The sequence below is a fragment of the Curtobacterium sp. MCSS17_008 genome (genome assembly GCF_003234185.1).
In the GTDB taxonomy this organism is placed as follows: Bacteria; Actinomycetota; Actinomycetes; order Actinomycetales; family Microbacteriaceae; genus Curtobacterium.
Genome location: NZ_QKSM01000015.1, coordinates 25,616 through 52,216, shown reverse-complemented (window position 1 = coordinate 52,216; position 26,601 = coordinate 25,616). Strand labels below are relative to the sequence as shown.

Here is a 26,601-nt window from a genome sequence, read left to right as displayed (position 1 = left end):
CACCCAGCCTGTCGGTCCTAGCGACCCAGGAACTTCTGCAGGCTGGCCAGCTCCTCCTCGGTGGGGGCCTTGCCGCCCTTGCCACCGCCGAAGCCGAAGCCCGACCCGCTCGGTGCCTGCTGCTGCGGCTGCGCCGCGGCACCCGACGCGAGCGCCGCGCGCTTGGCCGGGTTCCCGACCTTCTTCTTCTTCGCGCCGCCCTGCTGCTGCTTCTTCTTGCCGCCGTGCATGCCCGGGATCGGGCCCATGCCCGGCATCTGCGGCACGCCGCCACGGGCGACGGTCTTCATCATCTTCGCCGCCTGCTCGAACCGGTTCACGAGCGCGTTGACCTCGGTCACCGTGGTGCCGGAGCCCTTCGCGATGCGGAGGCGACGCGAGCCGTTGAGGAGCTTCGGGAGCTCGCGCTCCTGCTTCGTCATCGACTGGATGATCGCCTCGGTGCGGACGATCTCGCTCTCGTCGAAGTTGTCGAGCGCCTCACGCATGCCCTTCGCGCCCGGGAGCATGCCGAGCATGCCCTTGATCGAACCGGCCTTCCGCAGCTGCTGCATCTGCGCGAGGAAGTCGTTGAGCGTGAACGAGTCGGTCGCGATCTTCTCGGCGACCTTGCGCGCCTCGTCCTCGTCGAACGCCTGCTGCGCCTGCTCGATGAGCGACAGGATGTCGCCGAGGTCGAGGATGCGGCTCGCCATCCGGTCCGGGTGGAACGGCTCGAAGTCGTCGAGGCCCTCGCCCGTGGACGCGAACATGATCGGCCGGCCGGTCACGCTGGCGACCGACAGGGCCGCGCCACCGCGGGCGTCACCGTCGAGCTTCGACAGGACGACACCGGTGAAGTCGACGCCCTCCTGGAAGGCGCGGGCCGTCGCGACCGCGTCCTGACCGATCATCGCGTCGATGACGAACAGGACCTCGTCCGGGTCGACCGCCTTGCGGATGTTCGCGGCCTGCTTCATGAGCTCGGCGTCGACGCCGAGTCGGCCCGCGGTGTCGACGATGACCGTGTCGTACTGCTGGTCGACGGCGGCCTTGATCGCGTTCTTCGCGACCTTGACCGGATCGCCGACGCCGTTGCCGGGCTCCGGCGCGAAGACGTGCACGCCGGCCTGTTCACCCACGACCTGGAGCTGCTGCACGGCGTTCGGACGCTGGAGGTCCGCCGCGACGAGCATCGGGGTGTGGCCGTCCTTCTTGAGCCACTTGCCGAGCTTGCCCGCGAGCGTCGTCTTGCCGGCACCCTGGAGCCCCGCGAGCATGATGACCGTCGGCGGCCGCTTCGCGAACTCGAGCCGACGCTGCTGCCCGCCGAGGATGCCGACGAGCTCCTCGTTGACGATCTGGACGACCTGCTGCGCGGGGTTGAGCGCCTTGTTGACCTCGTCCGAGAGCGCGCGCTCCCGCACGGAGGCGGTGAACGCCTTGACGACCTCGAGCGCGACGTCCGCGTCGAGCAGTGCCCGGCGGATCTCGCGGACGGTGCCGTCGACGTCGGACGGGGACAGACGACCCTTGCTCCGCAGGTTGCGGAAGGTCTCGGTCAGCCGATCGGAGAGTGAGCCGAATTGTGCCATGGTCCGACGATTCTACAGGGCCACCTCCGACCGCCCCCGACGGGCTGTGGACAGGTTGTTGGACTGCGTCCAGGAACGGGGGTAGCGTGCTCGACGTGCCGGAACTCGAGATCATCCGCTGGCCCGGCCTCCTCGACTACGAGGAGGGCCTCGCCGTCCAGCGGGCGTACCACGCCGACGTGGTCACGGGTCGGTCCCCCGGCGCCGTGGTCCTCTGCGAGCACCCGTCCGTCTACACCGCCGGGCGCCGCACCGAGCCGACCGACCTGCCCACCGACGGCTCCCCCGTGGTCGAGGTCGACCGCGGTGGGCGCATCACATGGCACGGACCGGGTCAGCTCGTGGCGTACCCGATCGTCCGGCTGGCGGAGCCGCTGGACGTCGTGGCGTGGGTGCGCGACCTCGAGCAGGTCGTCCTCGACGCGGCCGCGGCCGTCGGCCTCGACGCAGAACGCGTCGCGGGCCGGAGCGGCGTCTGGCTCCCCCGGCCGGACGGCGGCACGCACGACAAGGTCGGGGCGATCGGCCTGCACGTGGCCGAGGGCGTCTCGAGCCACGGCATCGCGGTGAACTGCGACAACGACCTCGACGCCTACGCGGCGATCGTGCCCTGCGGCATCGCGGACGCGGGCGTCACCACGCTGAGCCGAGCCGCCGGTCGTCGGGTCACCGTCGACGAGGTCGCCGCCGTCGTCGGCCCCCGGATCCAGCAGGCGGTGGACGGCATGCTCGCCGGCACCCGCATCAGCCACAGCAGCAGCACCCGACAGGAGATCCCCGCATGACCCTCGCCCCGGACGGCCGGCGGATGCTCCGCGTCGAGGCCAGGAACGCCGAGACCCCGATCGAGGTCAAGCCCGCGTGGATCAAGACCCGGGCGACGCAGGGCCCGGAGTTCCGCGAGCTCTCCGGCCTGGTCCGCGACAGGCAGCTGCACACCGTCTGCCAGGAGGCCGGCTGCCCGAACATCTTCGAGTGCTGGGAGGACCGCGAGGCCACCTTCCTGATCGGCGGTTCACAGTGCACCCGGCGGTGCGACTTCTGCCAGATCGACACAGGGAAGCCCGAGCCGCTCGACCGCGACGAGCCCCGCCGCGTCGCGGACTCGGTCGCCGAGATGGGGCTCAGGTACGCGACGGTGACCGGCGTCGCCCGGGACGACCTCGAGGACGGTGGTGCCTGGCTCTACGCCGAGACCATCCGGGCGATCCACGCGCACTCGCCCGGCACCGGGGTGGAGATCCTCGTGCCGGACTTCACCGGCCGTCCGGACCAGCTCGGCCAGGTCTTCGACGCCCGGCCCGAGGTGTTCGCACACAACGTCGAGACGGTGCCCCGGATCTTCAAGCGCATCCGGCCGGCGTTCCGCTTCGAGCGCTCGCTCGACGTCATCTCGCAGGGCCGCGACGCCGGGCTCGTCACGAAGTCGAACCTCATCCTCGGCATGGGCGAGGAGCGCGAGGAGGTCGAGGACGCCCTCCAGCAGCTGTGCGACGCGGGCACGGACATCATCACCCTCACGCAGTACCTCCGCCCGTCACCCCGACACCTGCCCGTGGCGCGCTGGGTACGACCAGAGGAGTTCGTCGAGCTCCGCGAGCTCGCCGAACGCATGGGGTTCGCGGGCGTCCTCGCCGGGCCGCTCGTGCGTTCCTCGTACCGTGCCGGTCGACTGTGGGCTCGCGCGACGGTCGCGCGCGGCGGGGCCGTGCCCCCGCACCTGTCCCACCTGCTCGACGCGACGCCGGGTCGCCAGGCGGTCTGACCGGGGCAGGATCGACCGGACGACGGACGGGAGGCCCGGTACCAGCTGGTACCGGGCCTCCCGTCAGTCACGTGGTCACGTCTCGGCGTGACCAGCGGTCGCTACGCGCGACCGCGGATGCTCCGCAGCAGCCAGCCGATGACGGCCAGCAGGATGAGGACGATGCCGACCCACAGCAGGAACTTCAGGGCACCGACGAAGATGCCGCTGAAGAGCAGGACGAGGCCGACGATGATCGCGATGATCAGCAGGGCGGGCATGGTGGACTCCTTCTCTCACGGGCGGTACGAGCCCGTACGGTACACCGCTCACACAGCACTTGCTCGGCCTGCTTCCAGACGAGCGGTTTGATCGGGCACCGGCTCCTGCTCGTCCTGGTCCACTGCTCGGCTCTTCAGGAAGACGAACGCCAGGATCGGCAGCAGGATGATCTGCCCCCAGAGCCCGATCGACAGCGCCTCGTCGGCGTAGGTCCGGCCGGTGGTCCCCACCGCGTGCAGGAAGACGGACCGGAACCAGCCCGCGAAGAGCAGCAGGTTCGCGGCCGTGTACGCGATGACCCATCCCAGCCGGACCCGCACCACCACGAAGAACGGTGTGAGCCACAGGATGTACTGCAGCGAGTCCACCTTGTTCGACACGAGGTAGGCGCAGAGCAGCGCCGCGCTCGTCTCGATCCAGGGCATGCGGCCACGGCGCACCCCGAGCACGAGGCCGACGACGAGCACCGTCAGGACGGTGAGGGCCGTCGCGCCGGTCGCGAGGAGGTTCAGCCGGTGTTGGACAGCGGGGTCCGTCGTCGCGGACCAGGGTTGCAGCCCCCAGAACCAGACGGACAGCGTGCTGGCATCGATGTCCCGTGTGCCCTGGAACCGGATCACCGAGAACCACGAGGCGGGCGCGACGAGCGCGAACGGCAGGTTGGCCGCGAGGAGCACGGCGACCGCGCCCCCGACCGCCCCCGCTGCACGACGGACGCGGTCGGACCAGGCCAGTCCGGCGTCGACCAGGAACGCGAGCGCGAAGGGGGCCACGAACGCGACCGGGTACAGCTTGAAGGCCCCGCCGAGCCCGAACAGCGCACCGACCACGACGGCCCGCCAGAGCGGCGCCCGGCCCGACGGCCAGCGCACCGCTGCGAAGAGCGCCGCGACGGTGCAGAGCACGGTGAGGAGGTCCCAGTTGTAGAGGGCGTAGAGGAACAGCGGCGGTGTCGCGGCGAAGATCCACGCCCGACGCCCCGCGATCTTCGCGAGCATCACGGTCACGACGACCACCACCGGGACGAACGTGATCGCCGTGACGACGAGGAACCCGGGGAGGGAGCCGACCGGCAGTGCGCTGAGCCATGCCCAGAGCCCGGTGAGCGTCGGGTACTCGAGGGTGCCGGGCGGGAGCGGCGGGTCACCACGGAGCGCGCCGACGTAGGGGAACACGTGCGAGTCGAGGTCCCGGAGGCCCCAGAGGCTCAGGGTGTCACCGAGACAGGCGCGGCGGGTGACGTCCGCGAGACCGAGCCCCGGCCCGGCGCACTGCAGCTTGTGGAGCAGGCTGCCGATCGTCAGCGCGACCGAGACGACGCACATGACGACGAGCTCGACCGCGCCGACCGCGCGGCGCCCCCTCGCCACGAGCCCACCGTGGACGGGGGCGCTCAACCGACCAGGTTCTGGACGAACACGTGCGGGGTGAAGCCGGTGAGGTCGTTGATGCCCTCGCCCTGTCCGATGAGCTTGATCGGGATGCCGGTCTTCTCCTGCACGCTCAGCACGAAGCCGGCCTTCGCCGAGCCGTCGAGCTTCGTGATGACGAGACCGGTGACCCCGGCACCCTCGATGAACGCCTGTGCCTGCGCGAGGCCGTTCTGGCCCGTGGTGGCGTCGAGCACGAGCAGGACCTCGGCGATCTCGGTCTGCTTCTCGACCACGCGCTTGATCTTCGACAGCTCGTCCATGAGCCCCGCCTTGGTGTGGAGCCGGCCGGCGGTGTCGATGACGACGATCTCGGTGCCGTCGCGCATCGCCTTCTCGACCGTCTGGTACGCCACCGACGCCGGGTCCTGCCCGGGCTGGGCGGGACGGACGACGTCGACGCCCGCGCGCTGTGCCCACGTCGCGACCTGCTCCACCGCGGCCGCGCGGAAGGTGTCGGCCGCCCCGACGAGCACCGAGCGGTCGTACGTCCGGAGGAACTTGGCGAACTTGCCGATCGTGGTGGTCTTGCCGACGCCGTTGACGCCGACGACCAGGACGACGGCCGGCCGGTTGCTGAGCTTGAGCGTCGTGTCGAGCTTCGACAGCCGTTCCTCGAGGACCTCGCGGAGCATGCGCTGCAGGTCGGCGGGGTCGGTCGTGCCGTACCGGTCCACCCGCGCGTGCAGGTCCTCGATGATCTCGTCCGCGATGTCGGGGCCGAAATCCGCACCGATCAACGCGGTCTCGAGGTCGTCCCAGGTGGTCTCGTCGATGGTCTTCCGCTGGAACAGGCCGCGGAGACGGGTGGACAGTGACCAGGAACTCGCCATGCTCCCAGCTTACGGCGCGGCGGGTGTGGGGCGCGCCCGGTATGCTCGGGTCCTGAAGGGGAGTACTCCCGCGCGGCGCACCCGTCAGTACGGTCTGGAACGGTCCGGACCCGGGGCGCCGGTCGTGTCCGATCACGGTCGACACGGCGGAGGAGACCTTCAGGCCTCGGCGTACCCGCACCCCGCGGGCGCCCCTGACCCTGAAGGAATCCGGTGGACGTCCCCCTCTACGTCTGGCTCATCACCATCGCGGGCATCCTCGCGCTGCTGGTGTTCGACTTCTACTCGCACGTGCGCACGCCGCACGTCCCGCACATCAAGGAGTCCGCGTTCTGGTCGGCGTTCTACGTCGGCCTCGCGATCCTGTTCGGTGTCGGCATCCTGGTCTTCGGCGGTGGACAGGCCGGTGGTGAGTACTTCGCCGGCTGGCTGACCGAGAAGGCGCTGTCCGTCGACAACCTGTTCGTCTTCCTCATCATCATGTCGAGCTTCGCGGTGCCGAAGGAGTACCAGCAGAAGGTCCTGCTGGTCGGCGTCGCGATCGCCCTCGTCGCCCGCGGTGTGTTCATCGCGCTCGGCGTCACGATCATCGAGAACTTCTCGTGGGTGTTCTACCTGTTCGGGGCGCTGCTGTTCTGGCTCGCCTGGTCGCAGGCGCGTGGCGGCGGCCACGACGAGTCCGAGGGCGACTCGAAGCTCATCCGAGCCCTGCGCCGCGTGATCCCGACGACCGACGACTACCACGGCGACAAGCTCACCGCCCGCATCGACGGCAAGCGCCTGTTCACGCCGATGCTGCTCGTCATGGTCGCGATCGGCCTCACCGACGTGCTCTTCGCGCTCGACTCGATCCCCGCGATCTTCGGTCTGACGCAGGACGCCTTCATCGTGTTCACCGCGAACGCGTTCTCGCTCCTGGGTCTGCGTCAGCTCTACTTCCTCATCGCGGGGCTGCTGGAGCGCCTCATCTACCTCGGTCAGGGCCTGGCCGTCATCCTCGCCTTCATCGGCGTGAAGCTCGTCTTCCACGCGATGCACGTCAACGAGCTGCCGTTCATCAACGGCGGTGAGCACATCGAGTGGGCTCCGGAGATCCCGATCTGGTTCTCGCTGAGCTTCATCGCGCTGACGATCGCGGTCGCCACCGCTGCGTCGCTCGTCGTCTCGAAGAAGCGCCAGGAGCGCGGCCTCACCCCGACCGGCGAGCCGAAGGAGCCCGTGGAGGCGGACGCGAAGTAGTCGCGACCACCGGACGGACCGGACGGGAGGCGCGGTGCCAGCTGGCACCGCGCCTCCCGTGCGTCAGCGCGCGCCCCGCGCAGGCGGGACTCGTCCTCCGCGACGTTCCTCGGGCTCGGGAGCGCGAGGAACGTCGCTGAACGCGAGACCCGGGCGACCGGCTACGCGACCGCGTCGGCGGGCTCCCGCCGCTGCACGCGCTGGCCCACGACGGCGGAGACGCCGTCCTGGCGCATCGAGACGCCGTAGAGCGCGTCCGCGATCTCCATCGTGCGCTTCTGGTGCGTGATCACGATGAGCTGCGAGGACGCACGCAGCCGCTCGAACACGGTGAGCAGCCGCCCGAGGTTCGCGTCGTCGAGCGCCGCCTCGACCTCGTCCATGATGTAGAACGGCGACGGCCGCGCGGTGAAGATCGCGACGAGGAGCGCCACCGCCGCGAGGGACCGCTCCCCGCCGGACAGCAGCGTCAGGCGGTCGATCTTCTTGCCCGCGGGCTTGACCTGCACCTCGATGCCGGTGGTGAGCAGGTCGTCGGGGTTCGTCAGCGTGATCGATCCCGTCCCGCCCGGGAACAGGATCGGGAAGATGACGTCGAAGGCCGCGCGGGTGTCGTGGAAGGCCGACTCGAAGATCGTCTGCATCTTCGTGTCGAGCTCCTCGATGATCGTCAGGAGGTCCGTCCGGGTCTTCTGCAGGTCGTCGAGCTGCTCGGCGAGGAACGCGTGTCGCTGCTCGAGCGCCTGGAACTCCTCGAGCGCGAGCGGGTTGACCTTCCCGAGCCGGCCGAGGTCGCGCTCCGCCGCGGCGAGGCGCTGCTCCTGCTCGGCGCGGACGTAGGGCACCGTCTCGACGTCGGCCGCATCGACCTCGTCGGTGGCGTCGAACTCCGGCAGGGCCGGACCACCGGGCAGCGTGGACTCCGCGTCGACGAGCTCGGGCACGTCGGCGTCGGTGTCGGCGTCGGCGTCGGTCTCCGCGGCGGCTGCCCCCTCGGGTGCCGCAGCGGCCGCCGCCCGCGCCCGCTCGGCCTCGCGGTGCCGCCGGGCGAGCACCCGCGGGTCGACGAGCACGTCGACCGGTACGGGGACGTTCGGCCCGTACTCCGCCACGAGCACGGACTCGTTCAGCCCGAGCTCGCTCTGCGCCCGGTCGAGCACGCCGGACACGTGCAGCTTCTTCTCGTAGATCTCCATCTCGAGCGAGTGCACGCCGTCGGTGATGGTCTGCAACCGGTCGCGGAGCTCGCGTTCCTCGTTCCGGATCACCTGCAGTTCGGTGTTGCGCTTCGTGCGCTCGGCTTCCTCCGTCGCGAGCCGCACCCGTGCCTCGGCGAGCGAGCGGTCGACCGCCCCGAGCACACCGGGCAGGTCGGCGAGCACGCCCTCGGCCACCGCGATCTGCCCCCGCCGGATGACGGCGAGCCGCGCCGCTTCCTCGGCGGCGGCCCGCTCCGCCTCGAGCTGCCGCTGCAGCCCCGCTGCGCGGCTCCGCTCCGACCGCGCGCGCTCCCGGACGGTCTCGACCTGGATGCGCTGCTCGATCTCCGCGGCACGGGCCGCCTCGAGCGCCTCCTGCAGCGCGGGCCGCTCCGACGCGTCGACCACGGGTCGCGGTCGCTCGCCGAACACCCGCAGGGCGTCCTCCGCCTCGGCGAGGGCACCCTGGGCCGCCTCCACGCCACCGTCCGTCTCGCCGAGCGCGGCGCGGAGCCGCTCGACCTCGGCCGCGGCGTTCTCCGCCTTCGCCCGCGCCGCGGCACTCGACCGGTCGTACTCCGCGACGGCCGCCGTGTGCGCGCGCAGCACCCGGTCCGCCTCGTCCGCGGCGCGGCGTGCGTCGTCGACCGCCGCGCGCGCGGCCTGGAGGCCCGTGGCTGCGTCCGCGGCATCCGCAGCGACCGCGTCCCGCCGGGCCTGCGCGTCGTCGCGCTCCGCGACGAGCTCGATGCGGGAGACGGCGCGAGCGCCGCCACCCGTCACGCGGACGGCGCGCACGAGGTCGCCGGAGCGCGTCACGACCGTCGCCTGCGGGGCGGCGGCGAGCACCGCCTCCAGGTCGACGTCGTCGTCCACCGCGACCAGGGTCGAACCGAGCACCGCGGTGAGCGCCGGAGGCCCCTGCACCAGGTCGAGGGCCCGACGGACGCCGGCCGACAGGGTCCCGGGCAGCGCCGGACCGTCGACGAGCGCGTCGGCGACGACCACGTCCACCCGGCCGAGGTCCGCCTCCCGCGCGTGCGCGACCGTGGCGAGGGCCGTGTCGCGGTCCGCCGCGAGGACCGCGTCGGCGAGGCCGTCGAGGGCCGCGGCGATCGACGCCTCGTACCCGGCCTCGACGGTGAGTGCGTCGGCGAGGCGTCCGAGCACGCCGTCCCGGTCGGCGTCGATCACCGCCTGCGAGCCGTCACGGACGTCGATGGACATGCCGAGGGCGGCGACGCGGGCGTCGAGGGCGTCCCGCTCGCGCTCGAGGGCGTGCAGCCGGTCCCGCAGGCCGTCGCGGGCGGTCTGGGCCAGCTCGAGCTGCTGCCGCGCGGCGTCGTGCGCGGCCGCGAGGACGCCCTCGTCGACCCCGTCGCCCGGGTCGACACCGATGTCGCTCAGCGCCACCGCGGCACCGGACGCGCGTTCCTCGGCCTCGGCCAGTGCGCGGGCACGGCGATCGCGGTCGGCCACGACGGCCCCGCGCCGGGAGCGGGCGGCGTCGACCGCGCTGCCGAGCCGCTGTGCCTCGAGGTCGTGCTGCGAGACGAGCGCGGCCTGCGCGGCGATCCGTTCGTCGAGCGCGTCGAGGGCAGCACGGGCCTGCCGCACCGTCTCGGCGGCGGCGCCGGACCCGGCGGCCATCTCGGCCGCGCGGGCCTCGAGCCGCTCGGCTTCGGCACGGACGCCCTGCACGCGCTCGGGGGTGATGGTCGGCCCCTGCTGCGGCGCCTCGGCCTGTTGGGCGAGGAACATGAGGCGCTGGTTCGCCAGGCTGGAGAGTCCGCGCAGCCGTTCCTGCACGCTCTCGAGCCGGTGCACCACGGTCCGGGCCCGGTCGACGTCGTCGCCGACCATGCTCTGCTCGACCTGCTGCTGCCGTGCGCGGGTCTGGTCGAGGCGCTCCTGCAGGACGATCCGCTCGGACTTCCGACCGGCCTCGACCTCCTGGTGCTCGTGGAGCTCCCGGCGCAGGCGGACCACGTCGTCGGCCAGGATGCGGGCCTTGGCGTCGCGGGCGACGGCGGCGACGGACTGCGCCTTGCGTGCCACCTCGGCCTGGCGCCCGAGCGGCTTGAGTTGCCGCCGGATCTCCCCCGCCAGGTCCGACAGTCGCGTCAGGTTCGTCTGCATGCCCTCGAGCTTCCGCAGGGTCTTCTCCTTGCGGCGCCGGTGCTTCAGGATGCCGGCCGCTTCCTCGATGAAGCCGCGGCGGTCCTCCGGGGTGGCGTGCAGCACCTTGTCGAGCTGCCCCTGCCCGACGATCACGTGCATCTCGCGGCCGAGCCCGGTGTCGCTCAGGAGCTCCTGCACGTCGAGGAGTCGGCAGTTCTCGCCGTTGATGGCGTACTCGCTGCCCCCGTTCCGGAACAGCGTGCGGGAGATCGTCACCTCGGCGTACTCGATCGGCAGCAGCCCGTCGGTGTTGTCGATCGTCAGGAGCACCTGCGCGCGCCCGAGCGGTCCGCGCGTCGAGGTGCCGGCGAAGATGACGTCCTCCATCTTCCCGCCGCGGAGCGTCTTCGCCCCCTGCTCCCCCATCACCCAGGCGAGCGCGTCGACCACGTTCGACTTGCCGGAGCCGTTCGGACCGACGATGCAGGTGACCCCGGGTTCGAACGCGAACGTCGTCGGCTGCGCGAAGGACTTGAACCCCTTGATGGTCAGGCTCTTCAAGTACATGCGGGTCTCCGGGCGGTCTGCTGCGTGCGCGTGCTGCTGCGCGTCAGGCTAACGCCTGCGCTGGCGCGGAGCGGGCTGGCACACGGGGCAGCGGTGGCTCGACCGGTTCATGAAGGCCTCGCGCACGATCGTCGTGCCACAGCGCGGACAGGGCTTGCCCTGCTGGCCGTACACGGCGAGACGCTGCGAGAAGTACCCGGACTGCCCGTTCACGTTGACGTACTGCGCGTCGAAGCTCGTCCCGCCGTCCTCGAGCGCACGCCGGAGCACACTGCGGACCTCGGCGAGCAGCCGGTGCAGGTCGGCGCGGGGCAGGCGGTCCGCCGGTCGGTCGAAGTGCAGCTTCGCCGCCCAGAGCGACTCGTCGGCGTAGATGTTGCCGATGCCGCTCACGACGCCCTGGTCGAGCAGGACGCGCTTGATGCCGCTCGAGCGCTTCCGCGCCATCGCGACGAAGCGGTCGTCGTCGAACGCCGGGTCGAGCGGGTCCCGCGCGATGTGCGAGACCTGCGTCGGGATGCTCCGGCGCCACACGGCCCCCGGGTCGCGGGTGTCCGCCGCACCGGCGGACCCGGCCGGAGCACCGTCGACGGTCGGCACCATCGTGTCGATCGCCATCGAGCCGAAGGTGCGTTGGTCGACGAACTCGAGCTCGACCGGTTGCTCGCCGCGTCCGCCCCGGTCGGTGCCCGACGGCTGCACGTCGATGAGGATGCGCCGGTGCCTCGCGGCCTCACGCCCGCGGCCGAGCAGCACCTGGCCGCTCATGCCGAGGTGGGCGACGAGCGCCTCGGGGCGCGAGCTGCCGACGCTGCCGTCGCTGCCGACGCTGCCGTCGCTGCCGTCGCTCACCAGGGGGAACCACATGAACTTGCCGCGACGCACCGCGGCGGCGATCGTCCGGCCGGTCAGCCGCTCGACGAAGTCCTCGGCGGGACCGTCGTGCCGGGTGAGCGCCCGGCCGTCGACGACGTTGACGTGCAGCACCCGGGCACCGGTGACGGCGGGCTCGAGGCCCGCGCGGACCACCTCGACCTCGGGGAGTTCGGGCATCCGGTCAGGCCGCCCGGCCGGACAACCGCGTCCACGCTTCGAGCGCGGCGGCCATCTCGGCGGTCTTCTTGCTCGAGCCGGAGCCCGTCGCGACGTCCCCGCCCTGGAGCACGACCGTGGCGTGGAACGTCTTGTCGTGGTCCGGACCCTCCTCGGTCACCCGGTAGGCCGGGTTGCCGAGCGACAGGCTCGCGGCGAGCTCCTGCAGGCTCGTCTTCGGGTCCATCGCGGCGCCGAAGCGGTCGGGATCGACCAGCAGCGGCTCGACCAGGCGCAGCACGAGCGCGGTCGCGTCGTCGGGGCCGGCGGACAGGTACGTCGCGCCGATGACGGCCTCGACCGTGTCGGCCAGGATCGACGCCTTGTCGCGTCCGCCCGTCTGCTCCTCGCCCTTGCCGAGGCGGAGGTAGGAGCCGAGCCCGATGATGCGGGCGATCTCGGCCAGGGCGACCGTCGAGACGAGGCTGGCACGCCGCTTGGCGAGCTCGCCCTCGTCGAGGTCGGGGAAGGACCGGAAGAGCTTCACGGTCACGGCCTGGCCGAGGATGGAGTCCCCGAGGAACTCGAGGCGTTCGTTGTGCCCGATGCCACCGTGCTCGTACGCGTACGAGCGGTGGGTCAGGGCGAGCTGGAGCAGCTCGGGGTCGATGTCGACCCCGAGGATGCCCTGCAGACGAACGACGTCCGGCCCCACGGGGCGGGACCCCGCGGCGCCGGACGTCGCTGTCATGTGCGGTGTCCGATCAGACGTCGGCGACCTTGCGGCCCTTGTACTCCATGTACAGGGCGGTGCCGGCCGAGTCCTCGACGACCTTCGCGCGGTGCGGGAGGCTGTAGGTGACCTTGCCGTTCTCGATCGTCTTCACGAGCTGGACCGGCGCGGCCTTCCACTGCGAACGACGGGCGTGCGTGTTGGCACGGGACTGCTTGCGCTTGGGAACGGCCATGGTGGTTCTCTTTCGGTTGGTCGGTGGTCAGGGCGAGGAGCGTCAGGCCGTGCGGCCGTCGCCCTCGGGGCTCTGGGTGGGGGTGTCGTCGGTGTCGTCGCCGGCGCCCTGGAAACCGCTCAGGGCGGCCCAGCGCGGGTCCAGGACCTCGGGAGCGTGACGCTCGCCGATGTCAGCCAGCCGCTCGCCCGTCACGGGGTCGAGGCCGGGGCAGTCCGGTCGGCAGACCGGCTGGAACGGCAGCGACAGCACCACCGCATCTCGAACGACCGGTTCACAATCCACGTGGTCATCGTGAACGAAGAAGTCGAAATCCTCCGAGGCATCATACGCGAACAGCTCGGCGAAATCGACCTCGACAGGTTCGCTGATGTCGATGAGGCATCGCGAGCACTCCCCCGTGGCCTCGGCCGACGCGTGGCCGGACACGAGGACGCCCTCGTGCAGGCCCTCGAGCTTGACGTCCAGGTGGAGCGTCGAGCCCTCGCGCACGGCGATCACGCCGGCGCCCATCGCGTCCGGCACCTCGATGTCGAGCGAGTGCTCGCGCATCTCGCCCGGACGGTGCGCGAGATCGCGCACACGCAGGGCGTAGGGGCTGTTCACGGGGGAAGACACGATCGTCAAGCCTAGCGCGATCCTGCCCGGACGTCGAGGACGCTCCGGACGCGGCGTGTCAGCGCCCGAGGTGCTCCGCGAGCGCGTCGGCGACGACCCGCGGCACGTAGGGCGTCACGTCGCCGCGGAGGGTGGCGACCTGGCGGATGAGCGAGCTCGAGACGTGGGCCCGCGACGCCTCCGGCAGCAGGAACACCGTCTCGACGTCGGCCAGGTGCCGGTTCATGATCGCCATGGGCGTCTCGTAGGCGACGTCCTCGCCCGAGCGGACCCCCTTGACGAGCACCCCTGCTCCGACCTGGCGGCAGTAGTCCACGAGCAGACCGGACGTCCACTCCCCCACCCGCACCGTGTCGGGCACGCCGGTCTCGGTCAGGGACCGCTCGATGAGCCGCACCCGGTCGGCCGCGGCGAACATGGCGGGCTGCTTGTCGGGGTTGTGCACGACGAGCACGTGCACCTCGTCGAACAGCCGGGCAGCGCGGCCGATGACGTCGAGGTGCCCGAGCGTGACGGGGTCGAAGGAGCCGGGGACGACCGCGATCTGTGCCATGCCCGTCACGCTACCGGGACCGCTCGTCAGTTCTTGCCGAGGAACGCGGCGTCCGACTCGTCGAGGCGTCGGGCCAGGGCCTCACGCAGGGCCGGGTGGTCCCGCAGCTCGGGGTCCGGTCCGAGCACCCGCTCGGCCTCGCCCCGGGCGTCCACGATGAGGTCGGCGTGCTCGACGACCCGCAGCAGGTTGAGCGACGACCGGCCACCCGACTGCCGCTCGCCGAGGACGTCGCCCTCGCGCCGGAGCTCGAGGTCCACGCGCGCGAGTTCGAAGCCGTCGTCCGACGCCGCGACCGCGTCGACCCGTTCGCGCGCGGTCGTCTCCTGCTCGGCCGCGGTGACGAGGAGGCAGACGCCCGCGTACTGCCCGCGGCCGATGCGGCCCCGGAGCTGGTGCAACTGGGAGACGCCGAACCGGTCGGCGTCGAGCACCGCCATCATCGACGCGTTCGGCACGTCGACACCGACCTCGATCACCGTCGTGGCGACGAGGACGTCGACGTCGCCCGCGGCGAAGGCGGTCATCACGCGGTCCTTCTCCTCCGCCGTCATCCGCCCGTGCAGCACCTCGATGCGGCGGTCCTGCAGCACCGGCATCGCCCGCATCCGCTCGGCCGTCGCGAGGACCGTCGTCGGGGCACGCGCCGGGGTGTCGTCGTCGGCCGCCGCCTCGGGGCCGCCGTCGTCCTCGGCGTGGGCGTCGTCGATCGCGGGACAGACGACGAACGCCTGTCGGCCGGCGGCGAGTTCCTCCGCCATCCGGGTCCAGATGCGACCCTCCCACCCGGGGTGCTCGGCGAGCCCGACGGCGAAGGTCTCGACCCCCGCACGGCCGGACGGCAGCCCGGTGATCGTCGAGACGTCGAGGTCGCCGAAGACGGTCATCGCGACCGTGCGGGGGATCGGCGTCGCGGTGAGGACGAGCACGTGCGGCGGTGCTGCGCCCTTGGTGCGCAGGGCCTCGCGCTGCTCGACCCCGAAGCGGTGCTGCTCGTCGACCACGACCAGACCGAGCTCGGCGAAGTCCACCCGGTCGCCGAGGAGTGCGTGCGTGCCGACGACGAGCCGCGAGCTGCCGGACGCCGCCGCGAGCAGGGCTCGTCGGCGTTCGTCGGTCGACTGCGACCCGGTGAGGATGACCGGCCGGAGCTCCGCCGCCAGGTCGGGACCGAGGAACTTCACGATCGAGCGGAGGTGCTGTGCGGCGAGCACCTCGGTCGGGGCGATGAGCGCCGACTGCCCGCCGGACTCGGCGACGGTCAGCATCGCCCGGATCGCCACGAGGGTCTTGCCGGAGCCGACCTCGCCCTGCACGAGCCGGTGCATCGGCCAGTCCCCGGCCAGGTCGTGCGCGATCTCGGCCCCGACGGCCTGCTGGTCGTCCGTCAGGGTGAACGGCAGCGCGGCGTCGAACCGCTCGAGGATCCCGCCTGCGGACGCGGACCGCGGGGTCGCCGCCGTCGCACGGGCGGCGATGCGCCGCTGCACCAGCGCGGTCTGCAGCACGAACGCCTCGCGGTACCGGAGCGCGTCCTGCGCGCGCTTGAAGTCGGCCACCTTCTCCGGACGGTGCAGGAGCTCGAGCGCGCGCCGGAACGGGACCAAGCCGAGTCGGGTCCGGACCGAGGCCGGGATCGGGTCCGGCAGGTCGGGCAGGGTGTCGAGCACGACCGCGATCGCCTTCGCGATCTGCCACGAGGTGAGCGACGCCGTCGCCGGGTAGATCGGGATCGGCTGGCGTGACCAGCGGATCGCCTCTTCGTCCTCGGGGTCGGCGGTGGCCCGCGGGTCGTCGCGGTCGAAGAGCTCGTAGTCGGGGTGGGCCAGCTGCCGGGCGCCGCGGTAGTCGCTGACCTTGCCGGCGAAGATCCCGCGGGCACCGGGGACCAGGTCCTTCGTCCGCCAGCCCTGGTTGAAGAACGTCAGCGTGAGCAGGCCCTTGCCGTCGCCGATCTTCGCTTCGAGGATCGAGCCGCGACGGGCCCGCATGGTCCGCTCGCGGACGTCGATCACCTCGGCCACGATCGTCACCGACTCGCCGATCGCGAGCGAGTCGAGCGCCGTCAGCGCCCCGCGCTCGGCGTAGCGCCGGGGCGCGTGCTCGAGGAACTCGCCCACGGTGCGGTACCCGAACGCCTTCTCCACGGCGTTCGCCGTCCGCCCACCGAGCACGCCGCCCAGGCGGGCGTCGAGGGGCGCGGGACCGAGGTCGGGCCGCACCGGCGGGGCCGCGGTGTCGGGGGCGTCGGAGGTGACCACGCGACCACGGTACCGGGCGCGTCCGACGCACCGGGTGCCTCCCGGCCGGCCTGTGGACCGGACCGGCCGAGGACAGCGGGTCGCGCAGCAGGCCTGTGGACGGCGCCTGCGCCGCTACGGTGGCTGCATGACCCGCATCATCGCCGGCGCCGCCGGTTCCACCGCGCTCCGGGTGCCGAGGTCCGGCACCCGGCCGACGAGCGACCGTGTCCGCGAGGCCCTCTTCTCGTCGCTCGAGGCACGCGGGCTGGTCGACGACGCCGCCGTCGCCGACCTGTACGCGGGGACGGGTGCGCTCGGGCTCGAGGCGGCGTCGCGCGGCGCCGTCGAGGTCGTCCTGGTCGACCGGGCGGCGGCGGCCGCGCAGGCCTGTCGCGCGAACGCGAAGGCGGTGCAGCAGCGGGTCCCCGGGGTGCGCATCGACGTCCAGCCGCAGCCGGCGCTCGGCTACCTGCGGAACACGGTGCGGACCTTCGACCTGGCCTTCATCGACCCGCCGTACGACGTCGCCGAGCAGGAGGTCGCGGACGTGCTCGAGGCACTCGTGCCACGGCTCACGGCGGGTGCCGTCGTCGTGGTCGAGCGGAGCAAGCGGTCCCCGGAGCCGACGTGGCCGGTCGGGCTCGAGCCGTTCAGCAAGCGCAGCTACGGCGAGACCGTGGCGTGGGAGGCGGTCACCCCCTCCTGAGCGCGGGTGGGGTCCCGGTCGCGTCGCACGACGGCCGGGAGGCGTGACGCACGTCCGGCGGTCAGCCCGCGGCGCCGTCCCAGTCGGCGTAGGGGTCCCAGCCGGTCGTCGGGACCGGCTCGCCACCGCGGACCAGGTCGGCGTCGAGGCGCTCGAGCACCTCGCCGATCCGGCGGAAGCCGCCGGGCAGCGCCGTACCGGGCGGGAAGGTGGCGAGCAGGCCGTGGTCCTCGCCGCCGTGCAGGGCCAGCGTGTCCAGGGGCGGGACGTCGTCGAGCGCGAGCGACACCCGGCTGGCGCGGGCCAGTCGCCCGGCGTCGATCGCGAGGCCGTCCGACAGGTCGAGCATCGCGGTGGCGCCCGCGTCGGCTGCGGTCGGACCGTCGGCGATCGGGGGCACCGGCCGACGCTGCCGGTCCACGTCCGGATCGGCGTCCGCGCCGCTCGCTGCCGTCGCCGCCCGCGAGGGCTCACCGTGTTCGTCGACCCCGTCGCGGAACAGCCGGGCGAGCCCGCGCGCCGCTCGGCCGAGCTCCCCGGAGACCGCGAGCACGTCGCCGACGCGGGCACCGGACCGGAGCACGGGCCGGCGCCCCCCGAGGTCGCCGAACGCGGTCACCGAGACCGTGAAGGTCGCGGAGGTGGACAGGTCGCCACCGACCACGCCACATCCGGGTGCCAGGGCGTCCACCGCGTCGCTGACCCCGTCGGCGAAGGCCTCGAGCACCGCCACGGGGGTGTCCGGGGGCGCCGCGAGGGCGATCACGAGCCCGGTCGGCTCCGCGCCCATCGCGGCGACGTCGGACAGGTTCGTCGCCGCGGCCTTCCAGCCCACGTCCGACGGCGACGACCACGCCCACCGGAAGTCCGGGCCGTGGACCATCATGTCGGTCGTCACGACGAAGCGGCCGTCCGGAGCGGCGACGACGGCGCAGTCGTCGCCGGGGCCGAGCACCGGCGCGCCGGAGGGCAGCCGACGGACGATGCGGTCGAGGACCGCGAGCTCGCCGGTCTCGCCCACGGTCGGTCCGGCCCAGGCGTCGTGCATCTCGTCCACACGCGCAACGGTAGCCTGGACGTCGATGGACACCGTGCGCCGCCCCCTCCGCTGGACCGCGATCGCGGGTGTCGCCGCCGCACTCGCCGCCGGGCTGACGGGCTGCACCAACGCCGTCGCGATGGCTCCCGCGCCGTCGGCCGACGCCGTCGAGTGCGCGGCCGTGCAGGTCCGGCTGCCCGCGGTGGTCGGCAACGACCTGCAGCTGCGGAACACCGACGCGCAGTCGACGGCGGCCTGGGGGGACCCGGCCGCGGCGCTCTACCGCTGCGGCGTCGCGGTGCCGACCGTGTCCGACCTGCCGTGCTTCAGTCAGGGCGGTGTCGACTGGATCCGCGACGACCGCGGCGACCGCGTCGTCTACACGACGTTCGGCCGGTCGCCCGCGGTGCAGGTCGTCATCGACTCGACGAGGACCACCAACCAGGTCGTGCAGGACCTGTCCGACGTGGTCTCGACGCTGCCTGAGGACGGGCACGCGTGCCTCGACCCCGCGGACGTGCAGGGCTGACACCCGGCCGCGCAGCGGTCCGCGCCTGCCCGCACCGGCCGGCCCGCACGGCTCAGCGCTCGGCGGCGCGTCCCAACTCGATGAGCTCCGTCACGAGCTCCCCGTAGGACACCCCGGACGCCGCCCAGCAGCGGGGGTACATGGACAGCGGCGTGAAGCCCGGCATCGTGTTGACCTCGTTGACGACGAAGCCGTCGTCGGTCAGGAAGCAGTCGACGCGGGCGAGCCCGGCGCCGCCGATGGCCTCGAAGGCGCGGGCTCCGATCGACCGGATCGCCTCGGTCTCGTCGTCGGTGAGCGGGGCGGGGCACAGCAGCGCCTCGTCGCCACCGAGGTACTTCGAGGCGAAGTCGTAGAAGCCGTCCTCGGGGACGACGATCTCGCCGGGCAGGCTCGTGCGCGGGACCCCGTCCCGACCCTCGAGCACCGCGACCTCGACCTCGCGCCCGACGATCCGCGGCTCGACGACGACCTTCGCGTCGTGCTCGAACGCCAGGTCCATCGCGGCGCCGAGCTGCGACGGCTCGTCGACGCGGGAGACGCCCATGCTCGATCCCGCGCGGGCCGGCTTGACGAAGAGCGGCCAGCCGTGGGCGGCGACGGTCTCGGCGACCCCGACGGGGTCGGCCGCCCACTCGCGACGGAGCACCGTCGTCCAGGGCGCGACCCGCAGCCCGGCGTGCTCGAGCACGGCCTTCGCGGTGTGCTTGTCCATCGCCAGGGCGCTCGCGAGCACGCCGTCCCCGACGTAGGGCAGACCGGCGACCTCGAGCATGCCCTGCACCGTGCCGTCCTCGCCGAACGGGCCGTGCAGGATCGGGAACACGACGTCGACGTCCGCGATCGTGGTGACGGTGCCGTCGGGGTGCGACACGACCAGGTCGCGGGTCGCGGGCGAGGTCGGGAACGCCACGCGCGTGCCGTTGTCCGGCACGGTGGGCAGCACGCCGTCACGGAGCGTCCACTGCGCCGGGTCGTCGGACTGCAGCGTGAACGCGCCGTCCTTCGTGATGCCGATCGGGACGATCTCGTACTCGGAGCGATCGACCACGTCCATGATCCCGCCGGCGGTCACGCAGCTGATCTCGTGCTCGCTCGACCGTCCGCCGAACAGGACGGCGACGGTGGTCGTGGTCGTGGGTGCGCCTTCGGCGATGGTCGGCACGGCGGCCCTCTCGTGTGTCGGGACCGGACCGGTCACTCGCCCTGGGGCTCGTCGGTCTCGGTGAGGTGCGGCGCGATGTTGCGCGGATCGAGCCTACCGGCGAGGACCTCGGCCACCTGACCGACGATGGGCATGTCGACGCCGTTCGCCGACGCGAGCTCGAGGATCGGGGCGACCGACGCCAGGCCCTCGGCCGTCTGGTCCATCTGCCGCACGACCTCGTCGAACCGGTACCCCTGGCCGAGCAGTCGGCCGGCGGTGTTGTTCCGCGAGAGCGGCGACTGGCACGTGGCGATCAGGTCGCCGAGGCCCGCGAGACCGGCCAGCGTCGAGGGCTGCGCGCCGAGCGACACCGCGAAGTCGGTCATCTCGGCCAGGCCGCGGGTGATGATCGACGCCTTCGTGTTCTCGCCGTAGCCGACCCCGTCGACGATGCCGATGGCCACCGCGATGAGGTTCTTGAGCACGCCGCCGAACTCGGTGCCGATGACGTCGGTGTTCGTGAACGAGCGGAAGTACGGGTTCGTGGCGACCGCGGCCACGGCCGTCGCGGTGTCGATGGAGGTCGACGAGACCACGGCTGCGGTCGGCTGCCGGCGGGCGATCTCGAGGGCGAGGTTCGGCCCGCTGGCGACGGCGATCCGGTCGCGGTCGATGCCGAGACCCTCGTGCAGGACCTCGCTCATCCGCAAGCCCGTGGTCTTCTCGACGCCCTTCATCAGGCTCACCACGGGGACGCCCTCGGGCAGCAGGGACGCGATGGCCGACAGGTTCGACCGCAGCGACTGCGACGGCACCGAGACGTAGACCTGCTCGGCCCCGTCGAGCACGGCCGACAGGGACGTCGACGCGGTGAGGGTGCGCGGCAGGTTGATGCCGGGCAGGTAGTCCGAGTTCCGCTTCGTCTCGGTGATCTCCCGAGCGACCTCCGGCCGTCGCGCCCAGACGACGGTGTCGGCGCCGCCCTCGGCGAGGACCTTCGCGAACGTGGTCCCCCAGCTGCCCGCGCCGATGACGGCGACGCGCGGCTTGTCGGTGGACTGCATGACGACGCGGATGGCCGCCGTGTCGACGGCGCCGGGAGCGGCGACGGCGGGGTCCGGGTGGTCGTCGTGCGGGCGCAGGCCCGGGCGGTCGCTACTCAAACTTCCCGGTCTCCTTCTGGTTGTTCGCGGCGGGGTCCCACCGGGTCGCCGGGGCCGGCTCGCCGCGGAGCTCCTCGAGCAGTTCGGTGATGCGCTGCATGAGCAGGTCGGTCGCCGCGAGCAGGGTCTTCTGGTCGAGCGGCTTCCCGCGGTACGCCGACAGGTCGACCGGGTCGCCGACGATCACGTCGACCCGCGACGGCGGGAACAGCCGGAGCTTCTTCGAGTACCGCGCCATGATCCGCTGCGTGCCCCAGTGGGCCATCGGGATGAGCGGGACGTCGTTCTCGAGTGCGATCCGCACCGCCCCGGTCTTCCCGCGCATCGGCCACAGGTCGGGGTCGCGGGTGAGCGTGCCCTCGGGGTAGACGATGATCGCCCCGCCCTGCTCGATGACGGACTTCCCGCCGCCGAGCGGGTCGTTCAGACGCGTGCGACCGGAGCGCTCGACGGGGATCTGCCCCATGCCCGCCATGAGCTTGCCGACCACCGGCACCCGGAAGATCGATGCCTTGGCGAGGAACCGCGGCGCACGTCGGGACAGCCAGACGGCCGTCCCGACCACGAGCGGGTCGATGTTCGTGAAGTGGTTCGGCGCGAGCACGAAGGCGCCGCCCTCCGGCAGCCGCTTCGGTCCGTGCCAGTGGTACCGGGCGGTGAAGCGGAAGACCGGGATCACCACCGACGCGGTGATGCGGAAGGCGGTGTTCAGCTCGCCGCGCCGCCACCGGCGGCCCGGGTTCGGGAGGCCCGTGGTGACGTCCGCGGCGGCGGTGCGCCGTGCCTCCAGGCCGTCCCCCGTCCCGCTCGCCGAACCGTCACCGCTCGCCGTGCCAGCCACGCGCCTAGCCCGCGAAGTCGAAGTCGGCGCCGAGCTTGCGCAGCTTCGGGATGAAGTGCTCGTAGCCACGGCTGATGATGCCGACGTTCGTGATGTGCGACTCGCCCTCGGCGGTCAGCGCCGCGATGAGGTGGCTGAAGCCGCCGCGCAGGTCCGGCACGCGCACGTTTGCCGCGTGCAGCTTCGTCGGACCGGTGATGACGGCGGCCTGCTCGAACGGGCGACGGGCGACGCGGCGGTCGTGGCCGGGCAGCCCCTCCTTGTGCACGATGATGTCGGCACCCATCTCGTTCAGCGCGTCGGTGAAGCCGAAGCGGTTCTCGTAGACGGTCTCGTGCACGATGCTCGTGCCCTCGGCCTGGGTCAGCGCGACGACGAGCGGCTGCTGCCAGTCGGTCATGAAGCCGGGGTGGACGTCGGTCTCGACGACGACCGGGCGCAGGACCTCGCGCTCGCGGTAGAAGCGGATGCCGTCCTCCTGGACGTCGAACCCGCCGCCGACCTTGCGGAAGACGTTGAGGAACGTCATGAGGTCCTGCTGGTCGGCGCCCTCGACGAAGATGTCGCCGTTCGTCGCCAGCGCGGCGGAGGCCCAGCTGGCGGCCTCGTTGCGGTCGTTGATCGCACGGTGGGTGTACCCGCGGAGCGACTCGACGCCCTCGATGAAGATCGTGCGGCTCGGCTCGACCGTGACGATCGCGCCCATCTTCTGCAGGATCGCGATGAGGTCCATGATCTCGGGCTCGATCGCGGCGTTGCGCAGCTCGGTGACGCCCTCCGCCAGGACCGACGAGAGCAGGACCTGCTCGGTCGCGCCGACGCTGGGGTACGGCAGCTCGATCTTCGCGCCCTTGAGGCCGTTCGGCGCCGTCAGGTGGATGCCGTTCAGCTGCTTGTCCACGACCGCGCCCATCGCGCGCAGGGCGTCGAGGTGGAAGTCGATCGGACGGTCGCCGATGCGGCAGCCGCCGAGGTCGGGGATGAACGCCTCGCCGAGCTTGTGCAGCAGCGGGCCGCAGAACAGGATCGGGATGCGGCTCGAGCCGGCGTGGGCGTCGATCTCGGCGAAGTGCGCCGACTCGACGTTCGACGGGTCGAGGATGAGCTCGCCTCGTGCAGGATCGGTGATGCGCACGCCGTGCACCTCGAGCAGCCCGCGGACCACCTTGACGTCGGAGATGTCCGGCACGTCCTTGAGGATCGACGGGGTGTCACCGAGCAGGGACGCCACCATCGCCTTGGTCGCGAGGTTCTTCGCGCCGCGGACCTCGATGCGCCCCACGAGCGGCTTGCCGCCCCGGATGACGATCTCGTCCGACTTGAGGCCCACGCGGGCCCCTGCGGCTGCTGCGTCCTGTACGAGAGAGTTCACTTACTTCACCGGCAATGTCTTCGGCCGCCATCGGGAGCGGCGGGATTCGAACTCCGTGATCGCGGTCTCGTCACGGAGGGTGAGCCCGATGTCGTCGAGCCCTTCCATCAACCGCCAACGAGTGTAAGCGTCGATCTCGAAGGGCACGTCCACCGCGCCGAGCGACACGCGCTGGGTGACCAGGTCGACCGTCGCCTGCGCTCCCGGGTCCCGCTCGATCTCGGCCCACAGCCGCTCGACTTCCGATTCGGTCACGATCGCCGTGACCAGGCCCTGCTTGCCCGCGTTGCCCTTGAAGATGTCCGCGAAGCGTGAGGACACGACCACCCGGAAGCCGAAGTCGCGGAGCGCCCAGACGGCGTGCTCGCGGCTGGACCCGGTGCCGAAGTCCGGCCCTGCGACGAGCACCTGGGCGCCCTGGTAGACGGGCTGGTTGAGCACGAACTCGGGGTCCTGGCGCCACCCGGCGAACAGGGCGTCCTCGAAGCCGGTCTTCGTGACGCGCTTGAGGTAGACCGCGGGGATGATCTGGTCGGTGTCCACGTTCGACCGCTTGAGCGGTGCGGCGATGCCCGTGACGGTGGTGATCTTGTCCATCAGAAGGTCCCCTCGGCGGTCGCGGTCTCGGTGTCGGTCACGGAGGCCAGCGCGTCGTCGGTCTCCAGGTCCCACGGGCTCGAGAGCGTCCCGCGCACCGCGGTCGCGGCGGCGACCAGCGGGGAGACGAGGTGTGTCCGACCGCCCTTGCCCTGGCGTCCCTCGAAGTTGCGGTTCGAGGTGCTCGCGCAGCGCTCCCCCGGCGCGAGCTGGTCGGGGTTCATGCCGAGGCACATCGAGCAGCCGGCGAAGCGCCACTCGGCGCCGAAGTCCGTGAAGACCTTGTCGAGCCCCTCGGCCTCGGCCTCGAGCCGCACCCGCGCGGACCCCGGGACGACCATGACGCGCACACCGTCGGCCTTCTCGCGTCCCCGGATGATCGAGGCGAAGGCGCGCAGGTCCTCGATGCGCGAGTTCGTGCACGAGCCCATGAACACCGCGTCGACCGCGATGTCCTTCATCGGGGTACCGGCCTCCAGGTCCATGTACTCGAGCGCGCGCTGGGCTGCCGCCTGGTCGTTCGGGTCGGTGTAGTCCGACGGGGACGGCACGTTCTCGGAGAGCGACACGCCCTGACCGGGGTTGGTCCCCCACGTGACGAAGGGCTCGAGCTCGTCGGCGTCGATGAAGACCTCGGCGTCGAACACGGCGTCCTCGTCGGTGCGCAGCGTCTCCCAGTACGCGACGGCGTCGTCCCAGTCCTGGCCCGTCGGGGCGTGGTCGCGGCCCTGGACGTAGTCGTAGGTGGTCTGGTCCGGGGCGACCATGCCGGCGCGGGCCCCCGCCTCGATCGACATGTTGCAGATCGTCATGCGGCCCTCCATCGAGAGCGAGCGGATCGCCGAGCCGCGGTACTCGAGCACGTAGCCCTGCCCGCCGCCGGTGCCGATCTTCGCGATGACCGCGAGGATGATGTCCTTCGCCGTGACCCCCGGGCGCAGGGTGCCCTCGACGGTGATCGCCATCGTCTTGAAGGGCTTGAGCGGCAGGGTCTGGGTGGCGAGGACGTGCTCGACCTCGCTCGTGCCGATGCCGAACGCCATCGCGCCGAACGCGCCGTGGGTGCTCGTGTGGGAGTCACCGCAGACGACCGTGATGCCGGGCATGGTCAGGCCGAGCTGCGGGCCGACCACGTGGACGATGCCCTGCTCCTTGTCACCGAGCGAGTGCAGCCGGACGCCGAACTCCTCGCAGTTGCGGCGCAGCGTCTCGATCTGGGTGCGGCTCGTCGGGTCCGCGATGGGCCGGTCGATCGCGAGGGTCGGGGTGTTGTGGTCCTCGGTCGCGATCGTCAGGTCGAGGCGGCGGACCGGGCGGCCGGCCTGGCGCAGGCCGTCGAACGCCTGGGGGCTCGTCACCTCGTGCACGAGGTGGAGGTCGATGTAGAGGAGGTCCGGGTTCCCGTCCTCACCCTTGACCACGACGTGGTCGTCCCACACCTTCTCGGCGAGCGTCTTTCCCATCGGCCCGACCCTTCCTCATCGACGTTGCGGTGCCGCTGGCGCGGCTCGTCCGGCGAGTCTAGCAGGTTGGTATACCAACACGCGTCCGGGGTGCGGGACGGACGGGAGGCGCGGCGCGGGGGCTGGTGCGCGCCTCCCGCCCGGCGGTGGGTGCGGCCGACGGGACGTGCGCCGACGACACCTGTCGCGGTGGGAGGATGGGGGCGACATGACGACGCCTGCGCACTCGACCCGGACCACCAACCTCGAGGGCGCCGCACGCGCCGCGATCGCCGGCGGTGTCCCGCTGGCGTTGCTCGTCGCCCTGGGGATGCCGGGCTACGCGGCCTTCGCCATGTTCGCCGGCTTCACGGCGATCTTCGGCGCGACCGAGCCGTACCGGCAGCGCATGGTCACCACGGGCGTGGCCGGGGCGCTGCAGGCGGCGTGCATGTTCGCCGGCCTCGGCGTCTCGCTGTCCGGGTCGCCGCTGTGGCTGCAGGGTGTCGGGCTCGTGGTCGTCCTCGTCGTCGCCGTGTGCACGCTCAGTGCGCTGCAGACGATCCCCGCGCAGCCGATCTTCCCCGTGTTCGCGTTCTGCGTGTCGGCCCTCGTGCCCGTCCGGCCCGCCGACCTGCCGCTGGTGGCGACGATCATCGTGTGCGCGGTCGCGTGGGCGTGGCTCGTCGCCATGTCCGGTGCGGTGATCCGGTTCGCCCTGCACCCGCGCGCCCCGCACGTGTTCCGGCCGATCGCGCCGCGGAAGCACCGCTCGCTCGCGGTGCTGCGGACGCCCGCGCTGTGGGAGACCGTCGGCCTCAACGTCGTCGGTTCGGTCGTCGCGGGTGGGATCGCGGAGACGGTCCCGTGGCTCGGACACCCGTACTGGGCGGTCATCGCCCTGGTCTCGACCCTGCCGGCGATCCGACAGCGGCACACGGTCATCCGGGCGGTGCAGCGCTTCGTCGGGACGATCGGCGGCACCGTGGTCGCCGTCGGCATCCTGCTGCTCGAGCCGAGCGTCTGGTGGATCGTCGTCATCGCCGTCGTCGGGCAGTTCTTCGCGGAGATCTTCGTCGCGCGGCACTACGCGGTGACGCTGCTGTTCCTCACACCGCTCGCGCTGGCGGTGTCGTGGCTCAGCCTGCCGGAGGCGCCGGAGCTCCTCGCCCTCGACCGGATCGCGCAGACGCTGCTCGGTGCCCTGGTGAGCGTCGCACTCCTGGTGGTGGGCCGTGCCATCGAACGGCGGCGGGGCCGCGCCCTGGGTGCCACGAGCGCGATCCGCACCGTCTGACGCGCTCCGCACGGTCGGCGGACGTCCGGGTCGCCCACGCAGGACCCAGCCCGGGCGACTCCCTG

Annotated in this window: 24 protein-coding genes; 6 read left to right on the top strand and 18 right to left on the bottom strand. The window is 72.2% G+C overall.

The features are described from left to right. Positions 1-17 precede the first annotated feature (17 nt). Positions 18-1,574: a signal recognition particle protein gene (gene ffh / locus DEJ23_RS13235; RefSeq protein WP_111240704.1), complete on the bottom strand. Its 1,557-nt coding sequence runs from the start codon at positions 1,572-1,574 to the stop codon at positions 18-20. Positions 1,575-1,669: 95 nt separating this feature from the next. Between ffh and lipB the strand changes: the two genes are divergently transcribed. Continuing rightward, positions 1,670-2,359, top strand: a complete 690-nt coding sequence (lipB, locus tag DEJ23_RS13230; protein ID WP_111240728.1) for a lipoyl(octanoyl) transferase LipB — start codon at positions 1,670-1,672, stop codon at positions 2,357-2,359. Continuing rightward, positions 2,356-3,339, top strand: a complete 984-nt coding sequence (gene lipA / locus DEJ23_RS13225; protein WP_111240703.1) for a lipoyl synthase — start codon at positions 2,356-2,358, stop codon at positions 3,337-3,339. The genes lipB and lipA overlap by 4 nt, the downstream gene beginning before the upstream one ends. 101 nt (positions 3,340-3,440) lie before the next feature. Here the strand turns inward: lipA and DEJ23_RS15510 are convergent, their stop codons facing one another. Genes DEJ23_RS15510 through ftsY form a run of 3 tightly spaced genes read right to left on the bottom strand, consistent with a single transcriptional unit; the run spans position 3,441 to position 5,863 of the window. Beyond that, complete coding sequence (locus DEJ23_RS15510) at positions 3,441-3,599, bottom strand: DUF4175 domain-containing protein (protein WP_137767577.1); 159 nt, start codon at positions 3,597-3,599, stop codon at positions 3,441-3,443. 48 nt (positions 3,600-3,647) lie between these two features. Next, positions 3,648-4,970, bottom strand: a complete 1,323-nt coding sequence (locus tag DEJ23_RS13220) for a hypothetical protein (protein ID WP_111240702.1) — start codon at positions 4,968-4,970, stop codon at positions 3,648-3,650. A 23-nt stretch (positions 4,971-4,993) separates the two neighbouring features. Next, a complete protein-coding gene (gene ftsY, locus DEJ23_RS13215) occupies positions 4,994-5,863 on the bottom strand; it encodes a signal recognition particle-docking protein FtsY (protein ID WP_111240701.1) in 870 nt (289 codons plus the stop codon). Positions 5,864-6,076: 213 nt separating this feature from the next. Here ftsY and DEJ23_RS13210 point away from each other — a divergent pair, with 213 nt between their 5' ends. After that, entirely contained in the window at positions 6,077-7,102 is a 1,026-nt protein-coding gene (locus tag DEJ23_RS13210) for a TerC family protein (protein ID WP_111240700.1), read from the top strand. Positions 7,103-7,263: 161 nt separating this feature from the next. Here the strand turns inward: DEJ23_RS13210 and DEJ23_RS13205 are convergent, their stop codons facing one another. From DEJ23_RS13205 to DEJ23_RS13175, 7 genes are all read right to left on the bottom strand, one after another. After that, a complete protein-coding gene (locus tag DEJ23_RS13205; RefSeq protein ID WP_111240699.1) occupies positions 7,264-10,989 on the bottom strand; it encodes a chromosome segregation SMC family protein in 3,726 nt (1,241 codons plus the stop codon). A gap of 48 nt (positions 10,990-11,037) precedes the next feature. After that, positions 11,038-12,042 (bottom strand): bifunctional DNA-formamidopyrimidine glycosylase/DNA-(apurinic or apyrimidinic site) lyase, encoded by a 1,005-nt coding sequence (gene mutM / locus DEJ23_RS13200; protein WP_111240698.1) that lies wholly within the window; start codon positions 12,040-12,042, stop codon positions 11,038-11,040. A gap of 4 nt (positions 12,043-12,046) precedes the next feature. Next, positions 12,047-12,772, bottom strand: a complete 726-nt coding sequence (rnc, locus tag DEJ23_RS13195; protein ID WP_258375539.1) for a ribonuclease III — start codon at positions 12,770-12,772, stop codon at positions 12,047-12,049. A gap of 13 nt (positions 12,773-12,785) precedes the next feature. Next, complete coding sequence (gene rpmF / locus DEJ23_RS13190) at positions 12,786-12,989, bottom strand: 50S ribosomal protein L32 (RefSeq protein ID WP_058728177.1); 204 nt, start codon at positions 12,987-12,989, stop codon at positions 12,786-12,788. Positions 12,990-13,031: 42 nt separating this feature from the next. Continuing rightward, a complete protein-coding gene (locus tag DEJ23_RS13185; RefSeq protein ID WP_111240697.1) occupies positions 13,032-13,595 on the bottom strand; it encodes a DUF177 domain-containing protein in 564 nt (187 codons plus the stop codon). A gap of 70 nt (positions 13,596-13,665) precedes the next feature. Continuing rightward, entirely contained in the window at positions 13,666-14,160 is a 495-nt protein-coding gene (gene coaD, locus DEJ23_RS13180) for a pantetheine-phosphate adenylyltransferase (RefSeq protein WP_111240696.1), read from the bottom strand. A 26-nt stretch (positions 14,161-14,186) separates the two neighbouring features. Continuing rightward, the gene (locus tag DEJ23_RS13175) at positions 14,187-16,382 is read right to left on the bottom strand and encodes an ATP-dependent DNA helicase RecG (protein WP_111240726.1); all 2,196 of its coding nucleotides are present in this window, start codon (positions 16,380-16,382) and stop codon (positions 14,187-14,189) included. A 166-nt stretch (positions 16,383-16,548) separates the two neighbouring features. Between DEJ23_RS13175 and DEJ23_RS13170 the strand changes: the two genes are divergently transcribed. Next, positions 16,549-17,109: an RsmD family RNA methyltransferase gene (locus DEJ23_RS13170; RefSeq protein WP_111240695.1), complete on the top strand. Its 561-nt coding sequence runs from the start codon at positions 16,549-16,551 to the stop codon at positions 17,107-17,109. A 61-nt stretch (positions 17,110-17,170) separates the two neighbouring features. On the opposite strand, the gene thiL is transcribed toward DEJ23_RS13170, so the two are convergent. Further along, positions 17,171-18,157, bottom strand: a complete 987-nt coding sequence (gene thiL, locus DEJ23_RS13165; protein WP_111240725.1) for a thiamine-phosphate kinase — start codon at positions 18,155-18,157, stop codon at positions 17,171-17,173. Between the two features lie 34 nt (positions 18,158-18,191). On the opposite strand from thiL, the gene DEJ23_RS13160 reads away from it, so the two are divergent. After that, a complete protein-coding gene (locus tag DEJ23_RS13160) occupies positions 18,192-18,677 on the top strand; it encodes a DUF3515 family protein (protein WP_111240694.1) in 486 nt (161 codons plus the stop codon). Between the two features lie 52 nt (positions 18,678-18,729). Here the strand turns inward: DEJ23_RS13160 and DEJ23_RS13155 are convergent, their stop codons facing one another. The 6 genes from DEJ23_RS13155 to leuC all read right to left on the bottom strand — a co-directional run bounded on the left by DEJ23_RS13155 (position 18,730) and on the right by leuC (position 25,260). Further along, complete coding sequence (locus DEJ23_RS13155; RefSeq protein ID WP_309147086.1) at positions 18,730-19,842, bottom strand: D-alanine--D-alanine ligase family protein; 1,113 nt, start codon at positions 19,840-19,842, stop codon at positions 18,730-18,732. Positions 19,843-19,874: 32 nt separating this feature from the next. Next, entirely contained in the window at positions 19,875-20,888 is a 1,014-nt protein-coding gene (locus DEJ23_RS13150) for an NAD(P)H-dependent glycerol-3-phosphate dehydrogenase (RefSeq protein ID WP_111240722.1), read from the bottom strand. Between the two features lie 91 nt (positions 20,889-20,979). Continuing rightward, entirely contained in the window at positions 20,980-21,828 is an 849-nt protein-coding gene (locus DEJ23_RS13145; RefSeq protein WP_258375538.1) for a 1-acyl-sn-glycerol-3-phosphate acyltransferase, read from the bottom strand. A gap of 4 nt (positions 21,829-21,832) precedes the next feature. Further along, positions 21,833-23,200 carry a UDP-N-acetylglucosamine 1-carboxyvinyltransferase gene (murA, locus tag DEJ23_RS13140; RefSeq protein ID WP_111240693.1) on the bottom strand — a complete coding sequence of 456 codons (1,368 nt, stop codon included), beginning with the start codon at positions 23,198-23,200 and terminating at the stop codon, positions 21,833-21,835. After that, positions 23,201-23,797, bottom strand: a complete 597-nt coding sequence (gene leuD, locus DEJ23_RS13135; protein WP_111240692.1) for a 3-isopropylmalate dehydratase small subunit — start codon at positions 23,795-23,797, stop codon at positions 23,201-23,203. It lies immediately after the preceding gene. Next, positions 23,797-25,260, bottom strand: a complete 1,464-nt coding sequence (leuC, locus tag DEJ23_RS13130; RefSeq protein ID WP_111240691.1) for a 3-isopropylmalate dehydratase large subunit — start codon at positions 25,258-25,260, stop codon at positions 23,797-23,799. The genes leuD and leuC overlap by 1 nt, the downstream gene beginning before the upstream one ends. A gap of 208 nt (positions 25,261-25,468) precedes the next feature. On the opposite strand from leuC, the gene DEJ23_RS13125 reads away from it, so the two are divergent. Further along, the gene (locus DEJ23_RS13125) at positions 25,469-26,536 is read left to right on the top strand and encodes an FUSC family protein (RefSeq protein ID WP_111240690.1); all 1,068 of its coding nucleotides are present in this window, start codon (positions 25,469-25,471) and stop codon (positions 26,534-26,536) included. The last annotated feature ends 65 nt before the right edge of the window (positions 26,537-26,601 follow it).

Bases quoted from the DNA above. Each gene is read 5' to 3' on its own strand.
- leuD (WP_111240692.1), bottom strand. From the start codon at position 23,797: ATGGACAAGATCACCACCGTCACGGGCATCGCCGCACCGCTCAAGCGG.
- thiL (WP_111240725.1), bottom strand. From the start codon at position 18,157: ATGCACGACGCCTGGGCCGGACCGACCGTGGGCGAGACCGGCGAGCTC.
- leuC (WP_111240691.1), bottom strand. From the start codon at position 25,260: ATGGGAAAGACGCTCGCCGAGAAGGTGTGGGACGACCACGTCGTGGTC.
- DEJ23_RS13150 (WP_111240722.1), bottom strand. From the start codon at position 20,888: ATGCAGTCCACCGACAAGCCGCGCGTCGCCGTCATCGGCGCGGGCAGC.
- mutM (WP_111240698.1), bottom strand. From the start codon at position 12,042: ATGCCCGAACTCCCCGAGGTCGAGGTGGTCCGCGCGGGCCTCGAGCCC.
- ffh (WP_111240704.1), bottom strand. From the start codon at position 1,574: ATGGCACAATTCGGCTCACTCTCCGATCGGCTGACCGAGACCTTCCGC.
- rnc (WP_258375539.1), bottom strand. From the start codon at position 12,772: ATGACAGCGACGTCCGGCGCCGCGGGGTCCCGCCCCGTGGGGCCGGAC.
- coaD (WP_111240696.1), bottom strand. From the start codon at position 14,160: ATGGCACAGATCGCGGTCGTCCCCGGCTCCTTCGACCCCGTCACGCTC.
- DEJ23_RS13160 (WP_111240694.1), top strand. From the start codon at position 18,192: ATGGACACCGTGCGCCGCCCCCTCCGCTGGACCGCGATCGCGGGTGTC.
- DEJ23_RS13205 (WP_111240699.1), bottom strand. From the start codon at position 10,989: ATGTACTTGAAGAGCCTGACCATCAAGGGGTTCAAGTCCTTCGCGCAG.
- DEJ23_RS13125 (WP_111240690.1), top strand. From the start codon at position 25,469: ATGACGACGCCTGCGCACTCGACCCGGACCACCAACCTCGAGGGCGCC.
- ftsY (WP_111240701.1), bottom strand. From the start codon at position 5,863: ATGGCGAGTTCCTGGTCACTGTCCACCCGTCTCCGCGGCCTGTTCCAG.
- DEJ23_RS15510 (WP_137767577.1), bottom strand. From the start codon at position 3,599: ATGCCCGCCCTGCTGATCATCGCGATCATCGTCGGCCTCGTCCTGCTC.
- rpmF (WP_058728177.1), bottom strand. From the start codon at position 12,989: ATGGCCGTTCCCAAGCGCAAGCAGTCCCGTGCCAACACGCACGCCCGT.
- DEJ23_RS13170 (WP_111240695.1), top strand. From the start codon at position 16,549: ATGACCCGCATCATCGCCGGCGCCGCCGGTTCCACCGCGCTCCGGGTG.
- lipA (WP_111240703.1), top strand. From the start codon at position 2,356: ATGACCCTCGCCCCGGACGGCCGGCGGATGCTCCGCGTCGAGGCCAGG.